Origin of the sequence: Hyphomicrobium sp. (assembly GCF_020852195.1) — a bacterium.
In the GTDB taxonomy this organism is placed as follows: Bacteria; Pseudomonadota; Alphaproteobacteria; order Rhizobiales; family Hyphomicrobiaceae; genus Hyphomicrobium_C.
On sequence record NZ_JADZBI010000223.1, the window covers coordinates 1 to 16,193 of the forward strand.

General features: G+C 68.1%; 18 protein-coding genes. 11 read left to right on the top strand and 7 right to left on the bottom strand.

Annotated features, from left to right (window positions below; translation table 11 throughout):
* The 8 genes from IT540_RS18485 to ccoS form a co-directional block, all read left to right on the top strand.
* A partial coding sequence (locus IT540_RS18485; RefSeq protein ID WP_291181184.1) for a cbb3-type cytochrome c oxidase subunit I occupies window positions 1–502 on the top strand: 502 nt, incomplete at its 5' end.
* 15 nt (window positions 503–517) lie between these two features.
* Window positions 518–1,252 (top strand): cytochrome-c oxidase, cbb3-type subunit II, encoded by a 735-nt coding sequence (gene ccoO, locus IT540_RS18490; RefSeq protein ID WP_291181186.1) that lies wholly within the window; start codon window positions 518–520, stop codon window positions 1,250–1,252.
* A 10-nt stretch (window positions 1,253–1,262) separates the two neighbouring features.
* Window positions 1,263–1,451: a cbb3-type cytochrome c oxidase subunit 3 gene (locus IT540_RS18495; protein WP_291181188.1), complete on the top strand. Its 189-nt coding sequence runs from the start codon at window positions 1,263–1,265 to the stop codon at window positions 1,449–1,451.
* The gene (ccoP, locus tag IT540_RS18500) at window positions 1,438–2,316 is read left to right on the top strand and encodes a cytochrome-c oxidase, cbb3-type subunit III (protein ID WP_291181190.1); all 879 of its coding nucleotides are present in this window, start codon (window positions 1,438–1,440) and stop codon (window positions 2,314–2,316) included. Before IT540_RS18495 ends, ccoP begins: the two co-directional genes overlap by 14 nt.
* A 34-nt stretch (window positions 2,317–2,350) precedes the next feature.
* Window positions 2,351–3,853 carry a cytochrome c oxidase accessory protein CcoG gene (ccoG, locus tag IT540_RS18505; protein ID WP_291181216.1) on the top strand — a complete coding sequence of 501 codons (1,503 nt, stop codon included), beginning with the start codon at window positions 2,351–2,353 and terminating at the stop codon, window positions 3,851–3,853.
* Entirely contained in the window at window positions 3,850–4,368 is a 519-nt protein-coding gene (locus tag IT540_RS18510; protein ID WP_291181192.1) for a FixH family protein, read from the top strand. The genes ccoG and IT540_RS18510 overlap by 4 nt, the downstream gene beginning before the upstream one ends.
* Entirely contained in the window at window positions 4,353–6,581 is a 2,229-nt protein-coding gene (locus IT540_RS18515) for a heavy metal translocating P-type ATPase (protein ID WP_291181194.1), read from the top strand. Before IT540_RS18510 ends, IT540_RS18515 begins: the two co-directional genes overlap by 16 nt.
* The gene (ccoS, locus tag IT540_RS18520; protein WP_291181196.1) at window positions 6,578–6,790 is read left to right on the top strand and encodes a cbb3-type cytochrome oxidase assembly protein CcoS; all 213 of its coding nucleotides are present in this window, start codon (window positions 6,578–6,580) and stop codon (window positions 6,788–6,790) included. The genes IT540_RS18515 and ccoS overlap by 4 nt, the downstream gene beginning before the upstream one ends.
* Here ccoS and IT540_RS18525 read toward each other — a convergent pair.
* On the bottom strand, window positions 6,699–9,404 hold the full coding sequence (locus IT540_RS18525) for a bifunctional acetate--CoA ligase family protein/GNAT family N-acetyltransferase (RefSeq protein WP_291181198.1): 2,706 nt from the start codon (window positions 9,402–9,404) through the stop codon (window positions 6,699–6,701). The genes ccoS and IT540_RS18525 overlap by 92 nt on opposite strands.
* A gap of 132 nt (window positions 9,405–9,536) precedes the next feature.
* A complete protein-coding gene (locus IT540_RS18530) occupies window positions 9,537–10,217 on the bottom strand; it encodes a hypothetical protein (RefSeq protein ID WP_291181200.1) in 681 nt (226 codons plus the stop codon).
* 206 nt (window positions 10,218–10,423) lie between these two features.
* On the opposite strand from IT540_RS18530, the gene IT540_RS18535 reads away from it, so the two are divergent.
* Entirely contained in the window at window positions 10,424–11,149 is a 726-nt protein-coding gene (locus IT540_RS18535) for a response regulator transcription factor (protein WP_291181202.1), read from the top strand.
* Window positions 11,150–11,449: 300 nt separating this feature from the next.
* Here IT540_RS18535 and IT540_RS18540 read toward each other — a convergent pair whose 3' ends face one another.
* Window positions 11,450–13,084, bottom strand: a complete 1,635-nt coding sequence (locus tag IT540_RS18540) for an ATP-binding protein (RefSeq protein WP_291181204.1) — start codon at window positions 13,082–13,084, stop codon at window positions 11,450–11,452.
* Window positions 13,085–13,219: 135 nt separating this feature from the next.
* Here IT540_RS18540 and IT540_RS18545 point away from each other — a divergent pair, with 135 nt between their 5' ends.
* Window positions 13,220–13,591 (top strand): hypothetical protein, encoded by a 372-nt coding sequence (locus IT540_RS18545; RefSeq protein WP_291181206.1) that lies wholly within the window; start codon window positions 13,220–13,222, stop codon window positions 13,589–13,591.
* 9 nt (window positions 13,592–13,600) lie between these two features.
* Window positions 13,601–14,173, top strand: coding sequence for an NAD(P)H-dependent oxidoreductase (locus IT540_RS18550; RefSeq protein WP_291181208.1), 573 nt, complete (start codon window positions 13,601–13,603; stop codon window positions 14,171–14,173).
* Window positions 14,174–14,189: 16 nt separating this feature from the next.
* On the opposite strand, the gene IT540_RS18555 is transcribed toward IT540_RS18550, so the two are convergent.
* The 4 genes from IT540_RS18555 to IT540_RS18570 are packed head-to-tail and all read right to left on the bottom strand — an operon-like array spanning window position 14,190 to window position 16,056.
* Entirely contained in the window at window positions 14,190–14,462 is a 273-nt protein-coding gene (locus tag IT540_RS18555; RefSeq protein WP_291181218.1) for a cytochrome c, read from the bottom strand.
* A gap of 44 nt (window positions 14,463–14,506) precedes the next feature.
* Window positions 14,507–14,839, bottom strand: coding sequence for a cytochrome C (locus tag IT540_RS18560; RefSeq protein WP_291181210.1), 333 nt, complete (start codon window positions 14,837–14,839; stop codon window positions 14,507–14,509).
* A gap of 40 nt (window positions 14,840–14,879) precedes the next feature.
* The gene (locus IT540_RS18565) at window positions 14,880–15,620 is read right to left on the bottom strand and encodes a sulfite exporter TauE/SafE family protein (protein WP_291181212.1); all 741 of its coding nucleotides are present in this window, start codon (window positions 15,618–15,620) and stop codon (window positions 14,880–14,882) included.
* A gap of 4 nt (window positions 15,621–15,624) precedes the next feature.
* Window positions 15,625–16,056: a DUF805 domain-containing protein gene (locus IT540_RS18570; RefSeq protein WP_291181214.1), complete on the bottom strand. Its 432-nt coding sequence runs from the start codon at window positions 16,054–16,056 to the stop codon at window positions 15,625–15,627.
* Between the last annotated feature and the right edge of the window lie 137 nt (window positions 16,057–16,193).

Sequence of the window (16,193 nt, forward strand, 5' to 3'; positions counted from 1 at the left end):
GCCGCTGATGTCGATCAAGGCCGTGAACTCGCTCAGCCACTACACCGACTGGACCATCGGCCACGTGCACTCCGGTGCGCTGGGCTGGGTCGGCATGGTGTCGTTCGGCGCCATCTACTGCCTCGTGCCATGGCTATGGAAGCGCGAGGGGCTCTACTCGCTGCGCCTCGTCGAGTGGCACTTCTGGATCGCGACCATCGGCATCGTTCTCTACATCTCGTCGATGTGGGTGTCCGGGATCATGCAGGGCCTGATGTGGCGCGCCTACGATCACCTCGGCTTCCTCACCTACTCCTTCGTCGAGACGGTCGAAGCCATGCACTGGCCCTACATCATCCGCGCGGTGGGCGGCCTGCTGTTCGTGATCGGCTCTCTGCTGATGGCCTGGAACGTCTGGAAGACCATCCGCGGCGACCAGCCGGTGGACATCAAGGATCAACCGCGCGTCGCGGCCGCCCCGGAGCTGCGCGCCGGCGCGCTCGCCGCGACCCCTGCCGAGTGACGGAGAACGGACACCATGAAACTCACGCACGCGTTCTTCGAGAGAAACTCCCTGGTGCTGCTCATCGGCATCCTGGTCGTCGTGTCCATCGGCGGCCTGGTCGAGATCGCGCCGCTCTTCTTCCTTGGCTCGACCATCGAGAAGGTGCAGGGCATGCGTCCCTACGCACCGCTCGAGCTCGCGGGCCGCAACATCTACATCCGCGAAGGCTGCTACAACTGTCACAGCCAGATGATCCGCTCGCTGCGCGACGAGGTGGAGCGCTACGGTCACTACAGCCTCGCCGCCGAGAGCATGTACGACCACCCGTTCCAGTGGGGCTCGAAGCGCACGGGGCCTGACCTCGCCCGCGTCGGCGGCAAATACTCCGACGCCTGGCACGTGGACCACATGAAGGCCCCGCGCGAGGTGGTGCCGGGCTCGGTGATGCCGGGCTATCCCTTCCTCGCCGATCGCAAGCTCGACGCCGACGGCATCGCCGCCGACATGAAGGCGCTGAGGCTCGCCGGCGTGCCCTACACCGACGATATGATCGAGAACGCCAAGGCCGACCTCGCGGCCCAGGTCTCGCCTGACACCAAGGAAGGCAAGGCGGTGCTCGCGCGCTATCCGAAGGCGCAGGTGCGCAAGTTCGACGGCAACCCGGAAGGGCCGCTGACCGAGATGGACGCGCTCGTCGCCTATCTGCAGATGCTCGGCACGCTGGTCGATTTCACGACCTTCGATGCTGCCGGCCCGAACTTGCGGTGAGGAAGTCCCGATGACCTACCAGGACATAGCGGGCTGGTCGCAGATCATCGCCATGGTGATCTTCGGCGTGGTCATGGCGGGCGTGCTCGTCTACGCGCTGCGCCCGGGCAACAAGGCGAAGTTCGACGCCGCCGCGAAGCTGCCGCTCGAGAACGACGACGAGAAGGACAAAGGGGGTGAGCCAAATGGCCGGACATAAGGAGGTCGATGCCGTTACGGGCATCGAGACGACCGGGCACGTCTGGGACGGCGACCTCAAGGAGCTGAACAAGCCCCTGCCGCGGTGGTGGCTCTACGTGCTCTATGCCACGATCATTTGGTCGATCGGGTACTGGATCCTCTATCCGGCCTGGCCGCTGGTCGACGGCTATACGCAGGGCGTCCTCGGCTACAGCCAGCGCAGCGAGGTGACGAGGGACGTCGCCGCCGCCAAGGAGAGTCAGACGCGCTTCGTCGAGGCGATTGCGGCGCGGGAGCCCGCCGACATCGCCAAGGATCCCGATCTCATGGAGTTCGTGCTGCGGGGCGGCGCCGCGCAGTTCGCCAACAACTGTGCACCCTGCCACGGCAGGGGCGCACAGGGCTTCAAGGGCTATCCCAACCTCAACGACGACGATTGGCTCTGGGGCGGCACGGTGGCGGACATCGAGGCGACCATCCGAAACGGCATCCGCTCGGGCCATGCGGAATCGCGCGAGAGCGCCATGCCGCGCTTCGGCCTTGACCAGGTCCTGACCAACGAGCAGATCGCCGACACGGCGACATTCGTGCTCTCGCTCTCCGGACAGCCGGGGGATGCGCCCGCCGCCGAGCGCGGCAAAGCGATCTTCGCCGAGCAGTGTGTGGCCTGCCATGGCGAGGAGGGCAAGGGCATGGCCGAGCTGGGCGCGCCGAACCTCACCGACGCCATCTGGCTGTACGGCGGCGGCAAGGCCGACGTCGAGGAGACGATCCGCACCGGCCGCACCGGCGTCGGCGTGATGCCGGCGTGGGATGGCAAGCTCGACCCGGTGACCATCAAGATGCTCGCCATCTACGTGCACGCGCTGGGCGGCGGCAAATAATAAGGAAGAGCCGTCGGAGGCGGTCGTGACTCGTATGGAGCCTGCATCGAGGTTCAATCGCACCGAGCCCGTGGAAGCCGCGCCCGGCGTCGCCCGCATCGATGTCGACGCCGTATCGTCGAAGGCGGCGCGCAGCTACTACGCCGCGCGCCAGCCGATCTATCCGAAGCGCGCCGAGGGCACGTTCCGAACCGTCAAATGGGTCGTGATGGCCGTCACGCTCGGCATCTACTACCTGTTGCCGTGGATCCGCTGGAATCGCGGTCCGGGGCTGCCGGACCAGGCTTTCCTGCTCGACTTCGCCCATCAGCGGCTGTTCTTCGGTCCGATCGAGATCTGGCCGCAAGAGCTCTACTTCATCACCGGCATTCTCATCGCCTCCGCGCTGGGGCTGTTCCTCGTCACGTCGCTCGCGGGCCGCATGTGGTGCGGCTACACCTGCCCGCAGACGGTCTGGACCGATCTCATGATTGCGGTCGAGCGCTTCTGGCAGGGCGACCGCAACGCGCGCATGCGCCTCGACAAGAGCCCATGGACCTTCGAGAAGATCTGGAAGAAGGCTGCGACGCATACGACCTGGCTCGCCATCTCGCTCGCCACCGGAGGCGTTTTTGTTTTCTACTTCCGCGATGCGCCGACGCTCGCGCGCGAGCTGCTGACGGGCGAAGCGCCCATCGTCGCTTACGTCTTCATGGCGCTGTTCACAGCCACGACCTATGTGCTCGGCGGCTTCGCGCGCGAGCAGGTCTGCATCTACATGTGTCCTTGGCCGCGCATCCAGGCGGCGATGTTCGACGCCGACTCCCTGCTCGTCTCCTACCGGGGATATCGCGGCGAGCCGCGCGCGCCTCACAAGAAGGGTCAGCCCTGGCTCAACCGCGGCGACTGCATCGACTGCAAGGCGTGCGTCGCCGTCTGCCCGATGGGCATCGATATCCGCGACGGCGCGCAGATGGAATGCATCCAATGCGCCCTCTGCATCGACGCCTGCGACGATATCATGGGCAAGGTCGGCCGCCCGAAGGGGCTGATCGCTTACGAGACCTTCCGCAATATGGAGGCCGCGTCCGAGGCCGACCGCAAGCCGGTGCGGCTCGTGCGCCCGCGCACGGTGCTGTACTCTGTTCTGATCACGGTCGTGCTCGCCATCATGGGCTGGGCATGGATCGCGCGCTCGCCCGTGGAGATCAGCGTGATCGAGGACCGCAATCCGCTCTTCGTACGGCTCTCCGATGGCGGCATCCGCAACGGCTACACGCTCAAGGTTCTGAACAAGACTCATCAGGCACAGCGGTTTGCCGTGCGTGCCGACGGCATCGCGGCGAGCGAGCTTGCGATCGTGGGTCACGACAACGGCGATGCCGAGATCGCCGTCGAGGCCGACGTCGTGCGCGCGGTCAAGATCTATATCACCGTGCCGGCCACGGCCCGCGCGGATCTCACCGGCGTGTCGACGCCGCTCCGCTTCGTGGTGACGAACCTCGCCACGGGCAATGAGGTTATTCGCGATACCGCTTTCAGGAGTCCTGGACCATGACGACGACATCTCGAGCGCGCGAGGAGGTGCGCGGGCTGTCAGGCCGGCACGTGCTCGGCGCCATGCTCGCCTTCTTCGCCGTCATCATCGTTGCCGACGCGACCATGATCTACAAGGCGGTCTCGACCTTCGGCGGCGTCGACAACGCCAACGCCTATCGTGACGGGCTCGCCTACAACGCGCGCATCGCGCTCGCTGAGCGCCAGGCCGCGCTCGGCTGGAGCGAAACGGTCGAGCTCGTCTCCGAGCCGGCGCGCCTGCGGGTTGCGCTGAAGGACGCAAGCGGCGCCGCGCCCGCGTCGCTCAGGGTCGAGGCGACCCTGGGCCGTCCGGCCACCAACGCGGCGGACACGGTGCTGCGCCTCGCCGAGGTAGCTCCCGGTGTCTTTGAAGCTCCCGTCGGAGACGATCCCGGCCCGGGCGCCTGGATTGCCAGGGTGCGCGCGTACCCGGCCGACGGCACGACAGCCGAGCCCATCTATCAGATGCGGAGGCGCCTATGGGTCGCGCCCTGACCGCGCCGCTTTCGCCCACCGACACGACCCGCGCGATCATCGGGCGCGCAGCGAGCCCGCAGACGGTCTCGCTCGTCGTCGAGAACATGCACTGTGGCGCCTGCATCGCAACGGTGGAGCGGGCGCTGCGGCGCACGGAGGGCGTGCGCGACGCGCGCGTCAACCTCACCGCGCGACGCGCCAGCGTGACGTACGATGCCGCGCTCACCGGCACGCAGGCACTGATCGACGCGCTCGCCGGCGCCGGCTACCGCGCGGCCGAGTCGGTGGAGACGGCAAGCGAGCACGATGCGCGCCGCGCCGACGACCTCCTGCGCCGGCTCGGCGTCGCGGGTTTCGCGGCGGCGAACGTCATGCTGCTGTCGGTCTCGGTGTGGGCGGGCGCCGTGAGCGATATGGACCAGACGGTCGCCTCGCTGTTCCACTGGCTTTCGGCGCTGATTGCCATGCCCGCCATCGCCTACGCGGCGCAGCCATTCTTCCGCTCGGCGGCCACCGCACTCAAGGCTCGCCGCCTCAACATGGACGTGCCCATCTCGCTCGGCATCACGCTGGCCACGGCCATGAGCCTGTTCCAGACTATCCGCGGCACGCACCAGGTCTATTTCGACGCTGCGATCATGCTCACGTTCTTCCTCCTGATCGGTCGCTATCTGGACGAGCACGTGCGCGTCAAGGCCCGCGGCGCAGCGGAGAACCTGATCGGGCTCAAGGCGCTGACGGCGACCGTCGTCCTCGACGACGGAACGGTCGAGCGCCGCCCCGCCCGCGCGCTGGCGCCGGGCATGAGGATCCAGGTCGCGGCCGGCGAGCGCATTCCCGTCGACGGCCGCATCGTCGTGGGCGCAACCGATATCGACGAGAGCCTGATCACCGGCGAGACGCTGCCGCGCGGTGCCGAGCCGGGCGCCGAGGTCCACGCCGGCACCGTCAACATGACGCGCGCCATCACCGTCGAGGCAACCGCTACCGACAGCAACACGTTGCTGGCCGAGATCGCCCGCCTGATGCAGGCGGCCGAGCAGGGGAGGGGGCAGTACGTCCGCCTCGCCGACCGCGCCGCGCGTCAGTACGCGCCGGCCGTGCACGTGCTCGGCGCCGCGACCTTCATCGGTTGGATGATCGCCGGCGCCGGCTGGGAAACGTCGCTGACCTACGCCATTGCCGTACTGATCATCACCTGCCCGTGCGCGCTCGCCTTGGCGGTGCCGGCGGTGCAGGTCGCGGCCACGAGTCGCCTGTTCGGCAAGGGCGTCATCGTCAAGGCGGCGGACGGCCTGGAGCGCCTGGCCGAGGTCGATACGGTGGTGTTCGACAAGACCGGCACCCTGACGCGCGGCGAGCCTGTGCTGCGGAACGGCGCTGAGATCTCCGACGCAACGCTTGCCGCCGCGGCCTCGCTTGCGGTCGCGAGCCGCCATCCCTATTCGAAAGCCGTGGTCAAGGCCGCGCGCGAGCGGGGCCTCGCCGTTGCCGCCGCGCCTGACGTGCGCGAGGTCGCGGGATCAGGTCTCGCCGCACGCTCTGCGAACGGAGAGCTGCGGCTCGGCTCTGAGGAGTGGGTCACAGGGGATGCAACAAACGGAGCTGCGCAAACCGGCGCCCTTTGGTTCTCCGACGCGGACGGCCGCAGGACTGCGCTGCGCTTCGAGGACGCCATCCGCACGGACGCCTCCGACGTCGTTCGCGCGCTCAAGGATGCGGGATACGCGGTAAGCCTGCTGTCGGGCGACCGGCCACAGGTCGTCTCCGGTGTTGCCGAGGCGGCCGGCATTGCCGACTGGTGGGCGGGTGTGAAGCCGGACGGCAAGATCGCCGGCATCGAGACCATGAAGGCCGCGGGCCGCAAGGTTCTGATGGTCGGCGACGGGCTCAACGACGCCCCGGCGCTCGCCGCCGCGCACGCCTCGGTGTCGCCGTCGTCGGCGGCCGACATCAGTCAGACCGCAGCCGATGCCGTCTTCCAGGGCCAGGCCCTGGCGCCGATCCTCGAGACGATAGCGGTCGCGCGCGCGACACAGCGGATGTCGATCGAGAACTTCGCCATCGCCATCGCCTACAACATCGTGTTCGTGCCGCTTGCAGTCGCCGGCCACGTGACGCCGCTGATCGCGGCGCTCGCCATGTCGCTGTCCTCGATCGCGGTGACGGCGAACGCGCTCAGGCTGCGCAACCGCAAGCTGGCCTTGGCACCGGCGGGGGCAAAGACATGAGCGCGCTGGCTTGGCTCATCCCCTGCGCGCTGGCCCTGGGCCTCTTGGGGCTCGTGGCGTTCCTCTGGGCGCTCAACTCCGGCCAGTTCGAGGACCTCGACGGCGCCGGCTGGCGCGCTATCCAGGACGACCCTGAAGAGCCGGCACCGACCCGAGCGGCAGCGTCGCGCGCCGAAGAGTCTGATCGTCCGGATCCGGCTCCACGCTGAAGTTCAAGGCCCGGCACATCTCGATCATGGTCGTGTTCGTCGCCAGCATCTGGCCGAACAGCGTGCCGAGCCCTTCCTCCCGCGCGTAGGCGATCAGGTGCTGCATGAGCAGCCAGCCGAGCCCCTTGCCCTTGAGGTCGGAGCGCACGAGCACCGCGTACTCGGCCCGCGTGTAGTCCGGGTCGGCCGAGAGCCGCGCGACGCCGAGCAGCTTGTCTCCCGCCTCCGAGAGCGCGACGAACGCCATCTCGCGTGCGTAGTCGATCTGCGTGAGGCGGGCCACGAACCGGTGCGAGCGGTCGGGCTTCGCGGTGAAGAAGCGCATGTGCATGTCCTCGGCCGTCACATTGGCGAAGAACTGCTCGTACAGCGCCTCGTCCTCGGGCCGGATGGGGCGCACGTGCACGGGCCCGAGCTTCGGCAGCGTGACGTCCTTCTCCCACGCCGAGGGATAGGGGCGGATGGACATGGGCCGGCGCGGTGACAGGGCCGGATCGGCCACGCGCATGCGCGCGTCGAGGGCGATGCAACCCTTGTCGTCGGCGATGAGCGGATTGATGTCGAGTTCGCGCAGCTCCGGAAGGTCCCCAACGAGCGCGGAGACGCGCACCAGCACGTCCGCGATCGCGTCGAGATCGGCCGCCGGCCGGTTGCGGTAGCCGACGAGCAGGCGATGGATGCGCGTCTGGCGCATGAGATCGCGGGCGAGTCCGCCGTCGAGTGGGGGAAGCGCGTGCGCCGTGTCCTTGATCACCTCGACGGCCACGCCGCCGGCGCCGAACAGGATCGTCGGCCCGAAGGTCGCGTCCTCACTCATGCCAACGATCAGCTCGTGCGCGCCGGGCCGCTCGATCATCGGCTCGACCACCCATCCGTCGAGCCGCGCGTCGGGCCGGACGCGCTGGATCTCCGCGGCCATGGACCGCGCCACCTCGCGCGCCTCGTCCGCGCTCATGATGCCGAGCCGCACGCCGCCCACGTCCGACTTGTGCGAGATGTCGTCGGAATGGATCTTGATCACGCAAGCCCGATAGCGGGTCAGGATCTCTTCCGCACGCGCAGTCACGGTGTCGGCATCGGCGCAGAAGATCGTCTCGGCGACGGGCACGCCGTAGGCCATGAGGACGGCCTTGGCCTCGAACTCGGTCAGCATCGGCTGGCCGCGCTTGAGCGCGCCGACGATCACCTCCCGCGCGCGGTCGCGGTCGAAAACCGCCTCCTTGGGGCCGGCGGGCGGCGTACGCATCAGCTCGTCCTGCGAGCGGCGGTAGCGCACGAGCTGCATGAAGCCGTCGATGGCGGACGCCGGCGTCTCGAACGACGGAATGCGCGCCTCGGCGAAGCGGCGGCGGCTCTCCGCCGCCGCGCCGTCGCCGAGCCAGTTGGTCAGCACGGGTTTCTTAGGCCACCGCTCGGACGCGCCGGCGACGGCTTTGAGCACCGCGGCCGCTGCCTCCTCGCTCGAGGCGAGCGCCGTCGGGCAGTTGATGACGAGCACGGCGTCCGACGCCGGATCCTCGAGCAGGATCTTCATCGCGGCCTCGTAGCGGTCCGGGCCGGCGTCGCCGATGATGTCGATGGGATTGCCCTTGGACCATGTTGCCGGCAGCGCGGCGTTGAGCGCCTGCATCGTGGTTGGAGCGATCTCTGCAAGCGTGCCGTCATAGTCCTCGAGGCGGTCGGCTGCGAGCACGCCGGCCCCGCCGCCGTTGGTCAGGATGGCAAGCCGCTCGCCCACGAGATGCGGGGTGAACGAGAGCATCTCGGCAGCCTCGAACAGCCCGTCGAGATCGTTGACGCGCACGAGGCCCGCGCGCCGGAAGGCGGCATTGTAGACGGCATCCGATCCCGAGAGTGCACCGGTGTGGGATGCGGCGGCCTTGGCGCCGGCTTCATGGCGTCCCGATTTGAGCACGATGACCGGCTTGACGCGCGCCGCGCGGCGTGCGGCCGACATGAACTTCGCCGCATGCGTCACCTGCTCGACGTAGAGCAGGATGGCCCGGCTTTCCGGATCGCCGGCCAAATAGTCGAGCGTGTCGCCGAAATCGACGTCCGCCATCTCTCCCATGGAGACGACCTTCGAGAAGCCGATGCCGCGTCCGTTCGCCCAGTCGATCACGGCCGTCACCAGCGCGCCGGACTGGGACAGGAAGGCGAGATCGCCCTTGAGCGGCATGCAGTGGGCGAAGCTCGCGTTGATGCCGAGCCGCGGCAGGATGAGGCCGATGCAGTTCGGACCGAGGATGCGCAGGCATGTGGGCCGCGCGGCCTCGAGCATGCGCGTGCGCAGGTCGCGGTCGAGCCCCGCCGTGATGACGACGGCAGCGCGCGTGCCGTGGCGGGCGAGGTCCGCGATCACGCCCGGACTGGTTTGCGGTGGCGTGGCGACCACTGCCAGCTCGGGCGCGCGCGGCAGCGCCGACACCGAGGCGAAGCAGGGAGCGCCGTCGATCGATTGATGGCGGGGATTGACCAGCCATACATCGCCCGCGAAGCCGCCCGTGCGCAGGTTGGAGGCGACGATGCGCCCGACGCTCCCGGCCTGCGGGCTCGCGCCGATAAGGGCGATCGACGACGGCGAGAACAGGAGGTCGAGGTTCCGGATTGTCATGGAGGCGCGTCCCTCGCAAAGTCGAAGCACATCTCGAGATAGCGCATCCACCTGCACAGGCAAATGCGGCCTTCGTCGCGCGGTTTCTAACGGATTTCCGATGGGGCCGCACGTGTGCGGATCCCGGCCCGCTCAGTCGTCGGGACGGGACGTGGACGTACCATTTTGCGACGGATCGATCCGCCCGCAGGATCGCGACGAGCAGGTCTCGCAGCAGTCCCCCGGGGGAGCGGAGGCTGTGGTGTCGCAACTCGTCGGATGCAGCACGTCATGTGTCAGCAGGATGTCACACTTGGCATCGAGCAGGGCGCGCGAGACGCGATGCTGCTCCTCTGGACCTGGGGCATGCACGATGACCACGGCCGCGCCGGTGGCCATGTGATGCACGAGGTTCTGGAACAGCCGCTGCCCGCCGTTTGGCAAGCGCATGCCGCTAAGCTCTTCCCCCGCGCTCAAGCCGAGGGCAGCGAACGGCCGGAGCGTCCCGAGCGCGGCCGCAAGCTCGCCCGCGAGCGCACCCGAGGTATCGATACGGTGGAAGGTCACACGCTCGCCGCTTTCGATCGCGGCTCTCGCGGCTTGGACGGGCGCGGTGTCCGATACAACGAGCACCTCGCACGCGTCGGAGGCCACGCCTGCGATGGCGCTCTCCGCCCCACCCGGCATGACAAAAACGCCGACGACGTATCTATGCCGTCCGGCCTCGGGGGCAGGGGCGGACTGCGCCGCCGCCTCGCCATCGGATATTGGCGCCAGCGCCAGAAGTGCCCGCGTGCCCTTGGGGCCGACGTCGTCTCGCAGGATCGATCTCACCAAGCCTCCGCCGCAAGTCAGCAACCGGCCCGGCGCCGCACGAAGGGCGGCCGGGCCAGGATGAGCAAGGTTTGAATAAAATCCGATCGGCGTGCCCGGTGTATGCCGCGATTGTAAGATTGTGTGACATGATGTGACAGCGGCCGGGCGCTGCCCGGCTGCTAAAGGACTTTCGCCCGTTCCCCCCGCGAGCCCTCCGCCTGCCCATGCCCGATACGATCCTGATCGTCGATGACGAGCCCGAGGTCCGTACGCTCCTGCGTTCCGGTCTTGAGGCTGAGGGCTTCGCCGTGGTCGAGGCCGGCAACGGCGCCGAGGCGGAGGCCCAGCTCGCCGCCACGCCCGTCAGCCTGCTGACACTCGACCTCAAGCTCGGGGGCGAGGACGGCCTCAAGCTGGCACGTGACCTGCGCGCCAGGCGCAACACGCCGATCGTGATGATCACCGGCAAGGGCGACCCCATCGACCGCGTAGTGGGCCTCGAGCTTGGCGCCGACGACTACATCGCCAAGCCGTTCCTGATGCGGGAGGTGATCGCGCGCGTGCGCGCGGTGCTGCGGCGGTATCAGCCTTCCGAGACGGCCGCGCCCGCCGATGCGGCGCCCGCGGACGGCCCGCGCTATGCCTTCGACGGCTGGACGCTGGACACGCTCCGCCGCGAGGTGCGCACGCCCGACGGCATGCCCTGCGATCTGACGACGGCGGAGTTCAACCTGCTCGCGCTGCTTGTCCAGCGCCCGGGACGCGTGCTGTCGCGGGACGAGCTGATGGACATGCTCAAGGGCCACGACTGGACGCCCATGGACCGCTCGATCGACGGCCTGGTGGCACGTCTGCGCAAGAAGATCGAGCCAGAGAGCGAGCGCCCGCAGCTCGTCAAGACGGTGCGCGGCGTGGGCTACGTGTTCGCCGGCAACGTGAAGCGCCTCTAGCGCAGTATCGATCTTGCTGAGCCGTAGGCGACATAGGTGCAAACATCGCATGTCGAGCAAACGGAAACTTGCGTGGGTCCCGACCTTCGTCGGGATGACGTTGGTTATGGGGATGCCGCCAGCCTCATCTCGACGTCATCCCGACGAAGGTCGGGACCCACGCAAGCCTCCACAAACGCCACGCGGCAGGATCCTCGTGCGGCAGCGCAACTCGCAAGGGGTGTCCACGCGACACCCGAGAGGACGGCGCGCTGAGACCAAAGGCGCGCATGGGAGGATACTCCTGCGCCGACATCCAGATCAGCGCCTCAGCGCATCGCGCAGCGCGACGGCGAGCTCGGCCCGCTTGTAGGGCTTGCGCAGGATGGCGATGTCGGCGGCGTCGGGCCGCGCCTCCTCCGCCGCGTAGCCGGTCGTCAGCAGAACCTTGACGTGGGGCGCGTGCTCGCTCACCCAGTGGGCGACATCGTAGCCCGAGATGCCGCCCGCCATGACGATGTCGCTGAGCACGATCTGGACGTCTTCGCCGGCTTCGAGCATGCGGATGGCCGCAGCTCCACTTTCCGCTTCGACCGCCACATAGCCAAGCCCCTCCACGCGCTGCAGCGTGAGCTCCCGCACGTCAGGATTGTCCTCGACGACGAGCACGGCCTCGCTGTTCTCGGAGAGCGGCACGGGCTCGGCCGATCGCGCCGTCGTCTCGGATACCTCCCGGACACGCGGCAGGTAGAGGTTGACCGTGGTGCCCTGGCCGGGGGTGCTTTCGATGATGGCGTGCCCGCCCGACTGCTCGACGAATCCATAGACGGTGCTGAGGCCGAGGCCCGTGCCGCGTCCCGGCTCCTTGGTGGTGAAGAAGGGCTCGAACGCGCGCTCGATCACCTCCGGGGGCATGCCCTGGCCGGTGTCGCTGACTGAGACCAGCACGAATTCCCCTCCGTTCGGCAGGCCAACCTCATCGGCCGACACGTTGCGGCTCTCAATGACGAGGTTGCCGCCGTCGGGCATCGCATCGCGCGCGTTGATGGCGAGGTTGAGGATAGCGTTCTCGAGCTCGCTCGCGTCCGCCCGCGTGCGCCAGAGGGTGCCGGCGAGCACGGTGGTGAGTGCGATCGGCTCTCCGAGGGAGCGCTGCAGGATCTCGGTCAGGTTGAGGATCATCTCGTTGACATCGAGGATCTGCGGCGTCAGCCGCCGGCGGCGGGCGAACGTCAGCAGGCGCTTCGTCAGCGCGGCGCCCATGTCCGCCGCATCCGACGCCCGCTTCAAGAGCGTGGCGTGGGACTCGTTCTCCATCTCGTCGCCGATGAGCTCGAGATTGCCCGTGATGATGGTGAGAAGGTTGTTGAAGTCGTGGGCGACGCCTCCGGTGAGCTGCCCGAACGCCTCCATGCGCTGGGCCTGGATCAGGGCGGCATGGGCCTCCTCGCGCCGCCGGATCTCCGCCTCGAGCGCCCGCGTGCGCTCCTGGACGCGCGCCTCCAGCTGGCTGTTGGCGGCGGCGAGCTCCGCCTCGAAGCGCTTCCGATCGGTCACGTCACGCAGCAAGACCATGTATGCCTTGTGCCCGTCGATCACCTGCTTGGCGATCGAGGCTTCCGCAGGGAATTCCGAGCCGTCCTTACGACGCGCGAAGATCTCCTGCCGCTCTCCCATCTTGCGCGCGGCCACGGGCGAGACGGAGAAGTCGGCGACATGCCGCTTGTGATTGGCGCGCATCCGCTCGGGGATCAGGAGGTCGAGCGGCTGACCGATGATCTCGGCCGGCAGATAGCCGAAGATCGTCGCTGCGCCGTCGTTGAACAGCGTGATGCGAAGCGTCTCGTCGAGGGCTATGATGGCGTCGGCCGCGATCTCGAGAATGGCCGAGATCTGCGACTGCGCGAGCGCCCCGCTTCTCGCGGCGGGATCGGATGGCTGCACGTCCTTGGCCATATCGTCGTTTACCTTGGGCCGCCCTGCCGGACGCCTGCGCAAGGAGAGTACGCGGCCCCGAAATCTTGATCTAGATCAACGTCGGCGTCCATTCGAGCCTTAGACCATCGGGAGACGGTGAACAAGGAGCTTTGCATGACGCTGAAACACGTGCGGATGGACCTGGCGCGCGACCACGAATTTCCCAACGGAAGCCGCGAGCATGGTTACGAGTTCGTTGCTCCCCTCGACGATGCGGGATACCTGGTTGCGGCCGAGTGGCGCAAGAAGCGGGACCGCTGTCGCGTCAAGCGGTACTGGGGTCGCGAGCAGAGCCAGCTCGGGCATCTCGTGCATCGTCCCGGCGGAAGCTGGGCCTTCGACTACGACCCCGAGCGCTCGAGCGACGACGAGCCGGGCTTCAAGCTCGACAAGCATCGCTTCATTCCCGGCGAGTACGTGTCGATCAAGGAGAGCGACGGCATCCTGCGCGCCTTCATCGTCCGCACCGTCGCCGATCTCGACTGACGCAAAAAGATGGGCCGCGTCGCGATCATCGTCGGGCATGCTCGACAGGACACCTACTGCGAGGCGCTCGGCGAGGCCTACCGGGAGGGGGCTGCCTCGGCCGGCCATAAGGCGCGGTTGTTCGTGACCTCGCGCATGGCATTCGATCCGATCCTGCGCGGGGCGTATGAGAGCGTTCAGCCGCTCGAGCCGGATCTCGCGGACGCCTACGACGCCATTCGCGGTGCCGATCACATCGTCATCGTCTTTCCGCTTTGGCTCGGCACTTTGCCCGCCATCCTCAAGGGCTTCCTCGAGCGCGTGCTGCAGCCCGACCTCCTGGAGCAGCACCGGCAGGGGCGCTTCACCAAGCCGCTCAAGGGGAGATCGGCACGCGTCGTCGTGACCATGGCCACGCCGGGCCTTGTCTACCGCTGGTGGTACCGGGCGCATGCCCTCAAGATGCTGAAGCGGAACATCCTGGGCTTCGTCGGCATCGCCCCGGTCCGCACGACCGTGCTCGGCAACGTCACCGGCGTCCACGATGAGAAACGCCGTGCTTGGCTTGAAGAGATGAAAGCCATGGGCCGTCGCCTCGATTAGCCCGAGCGACGTCTCCTCACTTCACGATCAGGGTGTTGAGATAGGCGACGACGGCGCCGATCTCCTCCGGCGTGAGGATGAACTCCGGCATGTCGGGATGGCCGGACGTGATGCCTTCCGCGAGCGACTCCTCGAGGTTCTCCGGCGGATAGCGTTTCACGATCTCGCGGAACGGTGGGGCTTCCGCATGCGGGCTCGCCCCTTCGGCACCGATCGCATGACAGCGGGCGCATCGCGTATCGAGCGCATGGCGCCCCTCCTCAACCGGTGACGGTTGTGCCGCTGCCATCGCCGGTGCCAGCATGAGGCAGCTCATCGCCGCGAGCCGGCTCCTCATGGCTTGGGCGCCTTGAGGCTCATGATGTCGGCGACAACGTTGTCGCGCGCCTCTGGCGGGATGATGAGGTTCGGCATGGTCGGATGCGACGTCTGCAGCCACACGACAAGCGCCCGCTCGGTCATGCCGGGCGTGTTGGCCACCACCGAGAAGTCGGGCGCGTCGGAATTCGGCGAGAAGTCGTCCTTCGAGCGTTCGACGCCATGGCACTCTCCACAGTGCGCACGGGCGTAGGCGAGGCCTTCCACGGCATTGCCGATCTGCTGGGCCTGGGCAGCGCCTGAGACGGCATAAGCCGCGAGCGCTGCGAAGAGCGTTGCGATGCGCATGAGGCGATCCTCCGATGATCGGCCCGAGCCTAGCGGAGAGTTAGGGACGGATATTGACCTGGGTCAACGTCGCCGCTTGGCTGGGTGCGCAGATCGCCTCGATTTTGCTGTGCGGAACCCACACCGTCATGAACCCGAGCACGCCGATGGCGAGTCCCGCGATGCGCCGCTGGCGCGGACGCGACCCGAGCACCGCGAGTGTACCGAATCCCGCCGTCGCGGCGACGAGGCCCGGCAGCGTCCCGATCCCGAACGCCGTCATCACGGCGCCGCCGCCGAGCGCCGATCCGCTGAGCATGGCGGTGAACAGCGCGCCGTAAACCATGGCGCACGGCATCAGCCCCCAGGCCATGCCCCCGACGAGCGCGGTCGCGAAGCGTCCGGGCAGCGGCACGGCGGTTCGCGCGACGGTATTGGCAACGGGCGCCAGCACGCGGTCCAGAACGGAAAGCGGCGGCAGGAGTCCGGCCGTCGACAGCCCGATCCACATCAGCGCCACGGCGCCGGCCCATTGCGCGAGGCGGAATGCGACCTCGCGGTCGAGCCAGCCGATGGCCGGCGCGCCCATGGCGCCGACGAGTGCACCGGCGGCCACATAAGCGAGGATGCGTCCGGTGTGCGTCACCGCGGCGAGGCGAAGGCCGTCCCCGGGACTCCTGGGTGCGCCGAGATGGAGCAGGCTCGCGGCGAGCCCGCCGCACATGCCCGCGCAATGCAGGGTGCTGGCGAGGCCGAGTCCGAAGCCGCCGGCAAGCGGGAGGGCGAGGGCAAGCAGCTCCACGGTGTCAGCCGCCCCCTTTTGTCGGCAGCGCGACGCAGCTCAGGAGGGCCGGAAGCATCAGCACAAGCATGGCCCAGGCCGCGAGGGTTTCCGGTGCGATCGCAAGCAGGCTCGGGAAGAGCCCCAACCCCCAGCCGAGCAGGACAAGCACGCCGGGGACGGCGACGGTCAGGATCAGCCAGAGGGGGCGGCCGCAATCCCTCAGTCGCTTGGCCGAAAGCGCCGCGAAGGCATAGCCGCAGAGCAGCACCCACAGGAAGGCGGCCATGGTTGGCGCGCCGGGAGTCTGATGGATACTCTCGTCGAAGCTCGCGTCGTTGAACAGCAGCAGGCCGCCGACCGCGAGGACGGCAAGCACGCTCGCGCCGACCAGCCATTCCGACCGGCTGGCGCGGCCCTTGAAGGAAAAAAACAGGTCGATGAGATAGCCGCTCATGTCGCGCCCCTCGAATATGAACCATTCTAATTGAGCCCCTGCGGCCAGATTTGACGTGCATCAAAGCGCTGGAAAGCACGCCGCTCCAGGGTCGGCGCCGAAACCAAAATCGGGGAGACAGCATGCGCACATCCGGC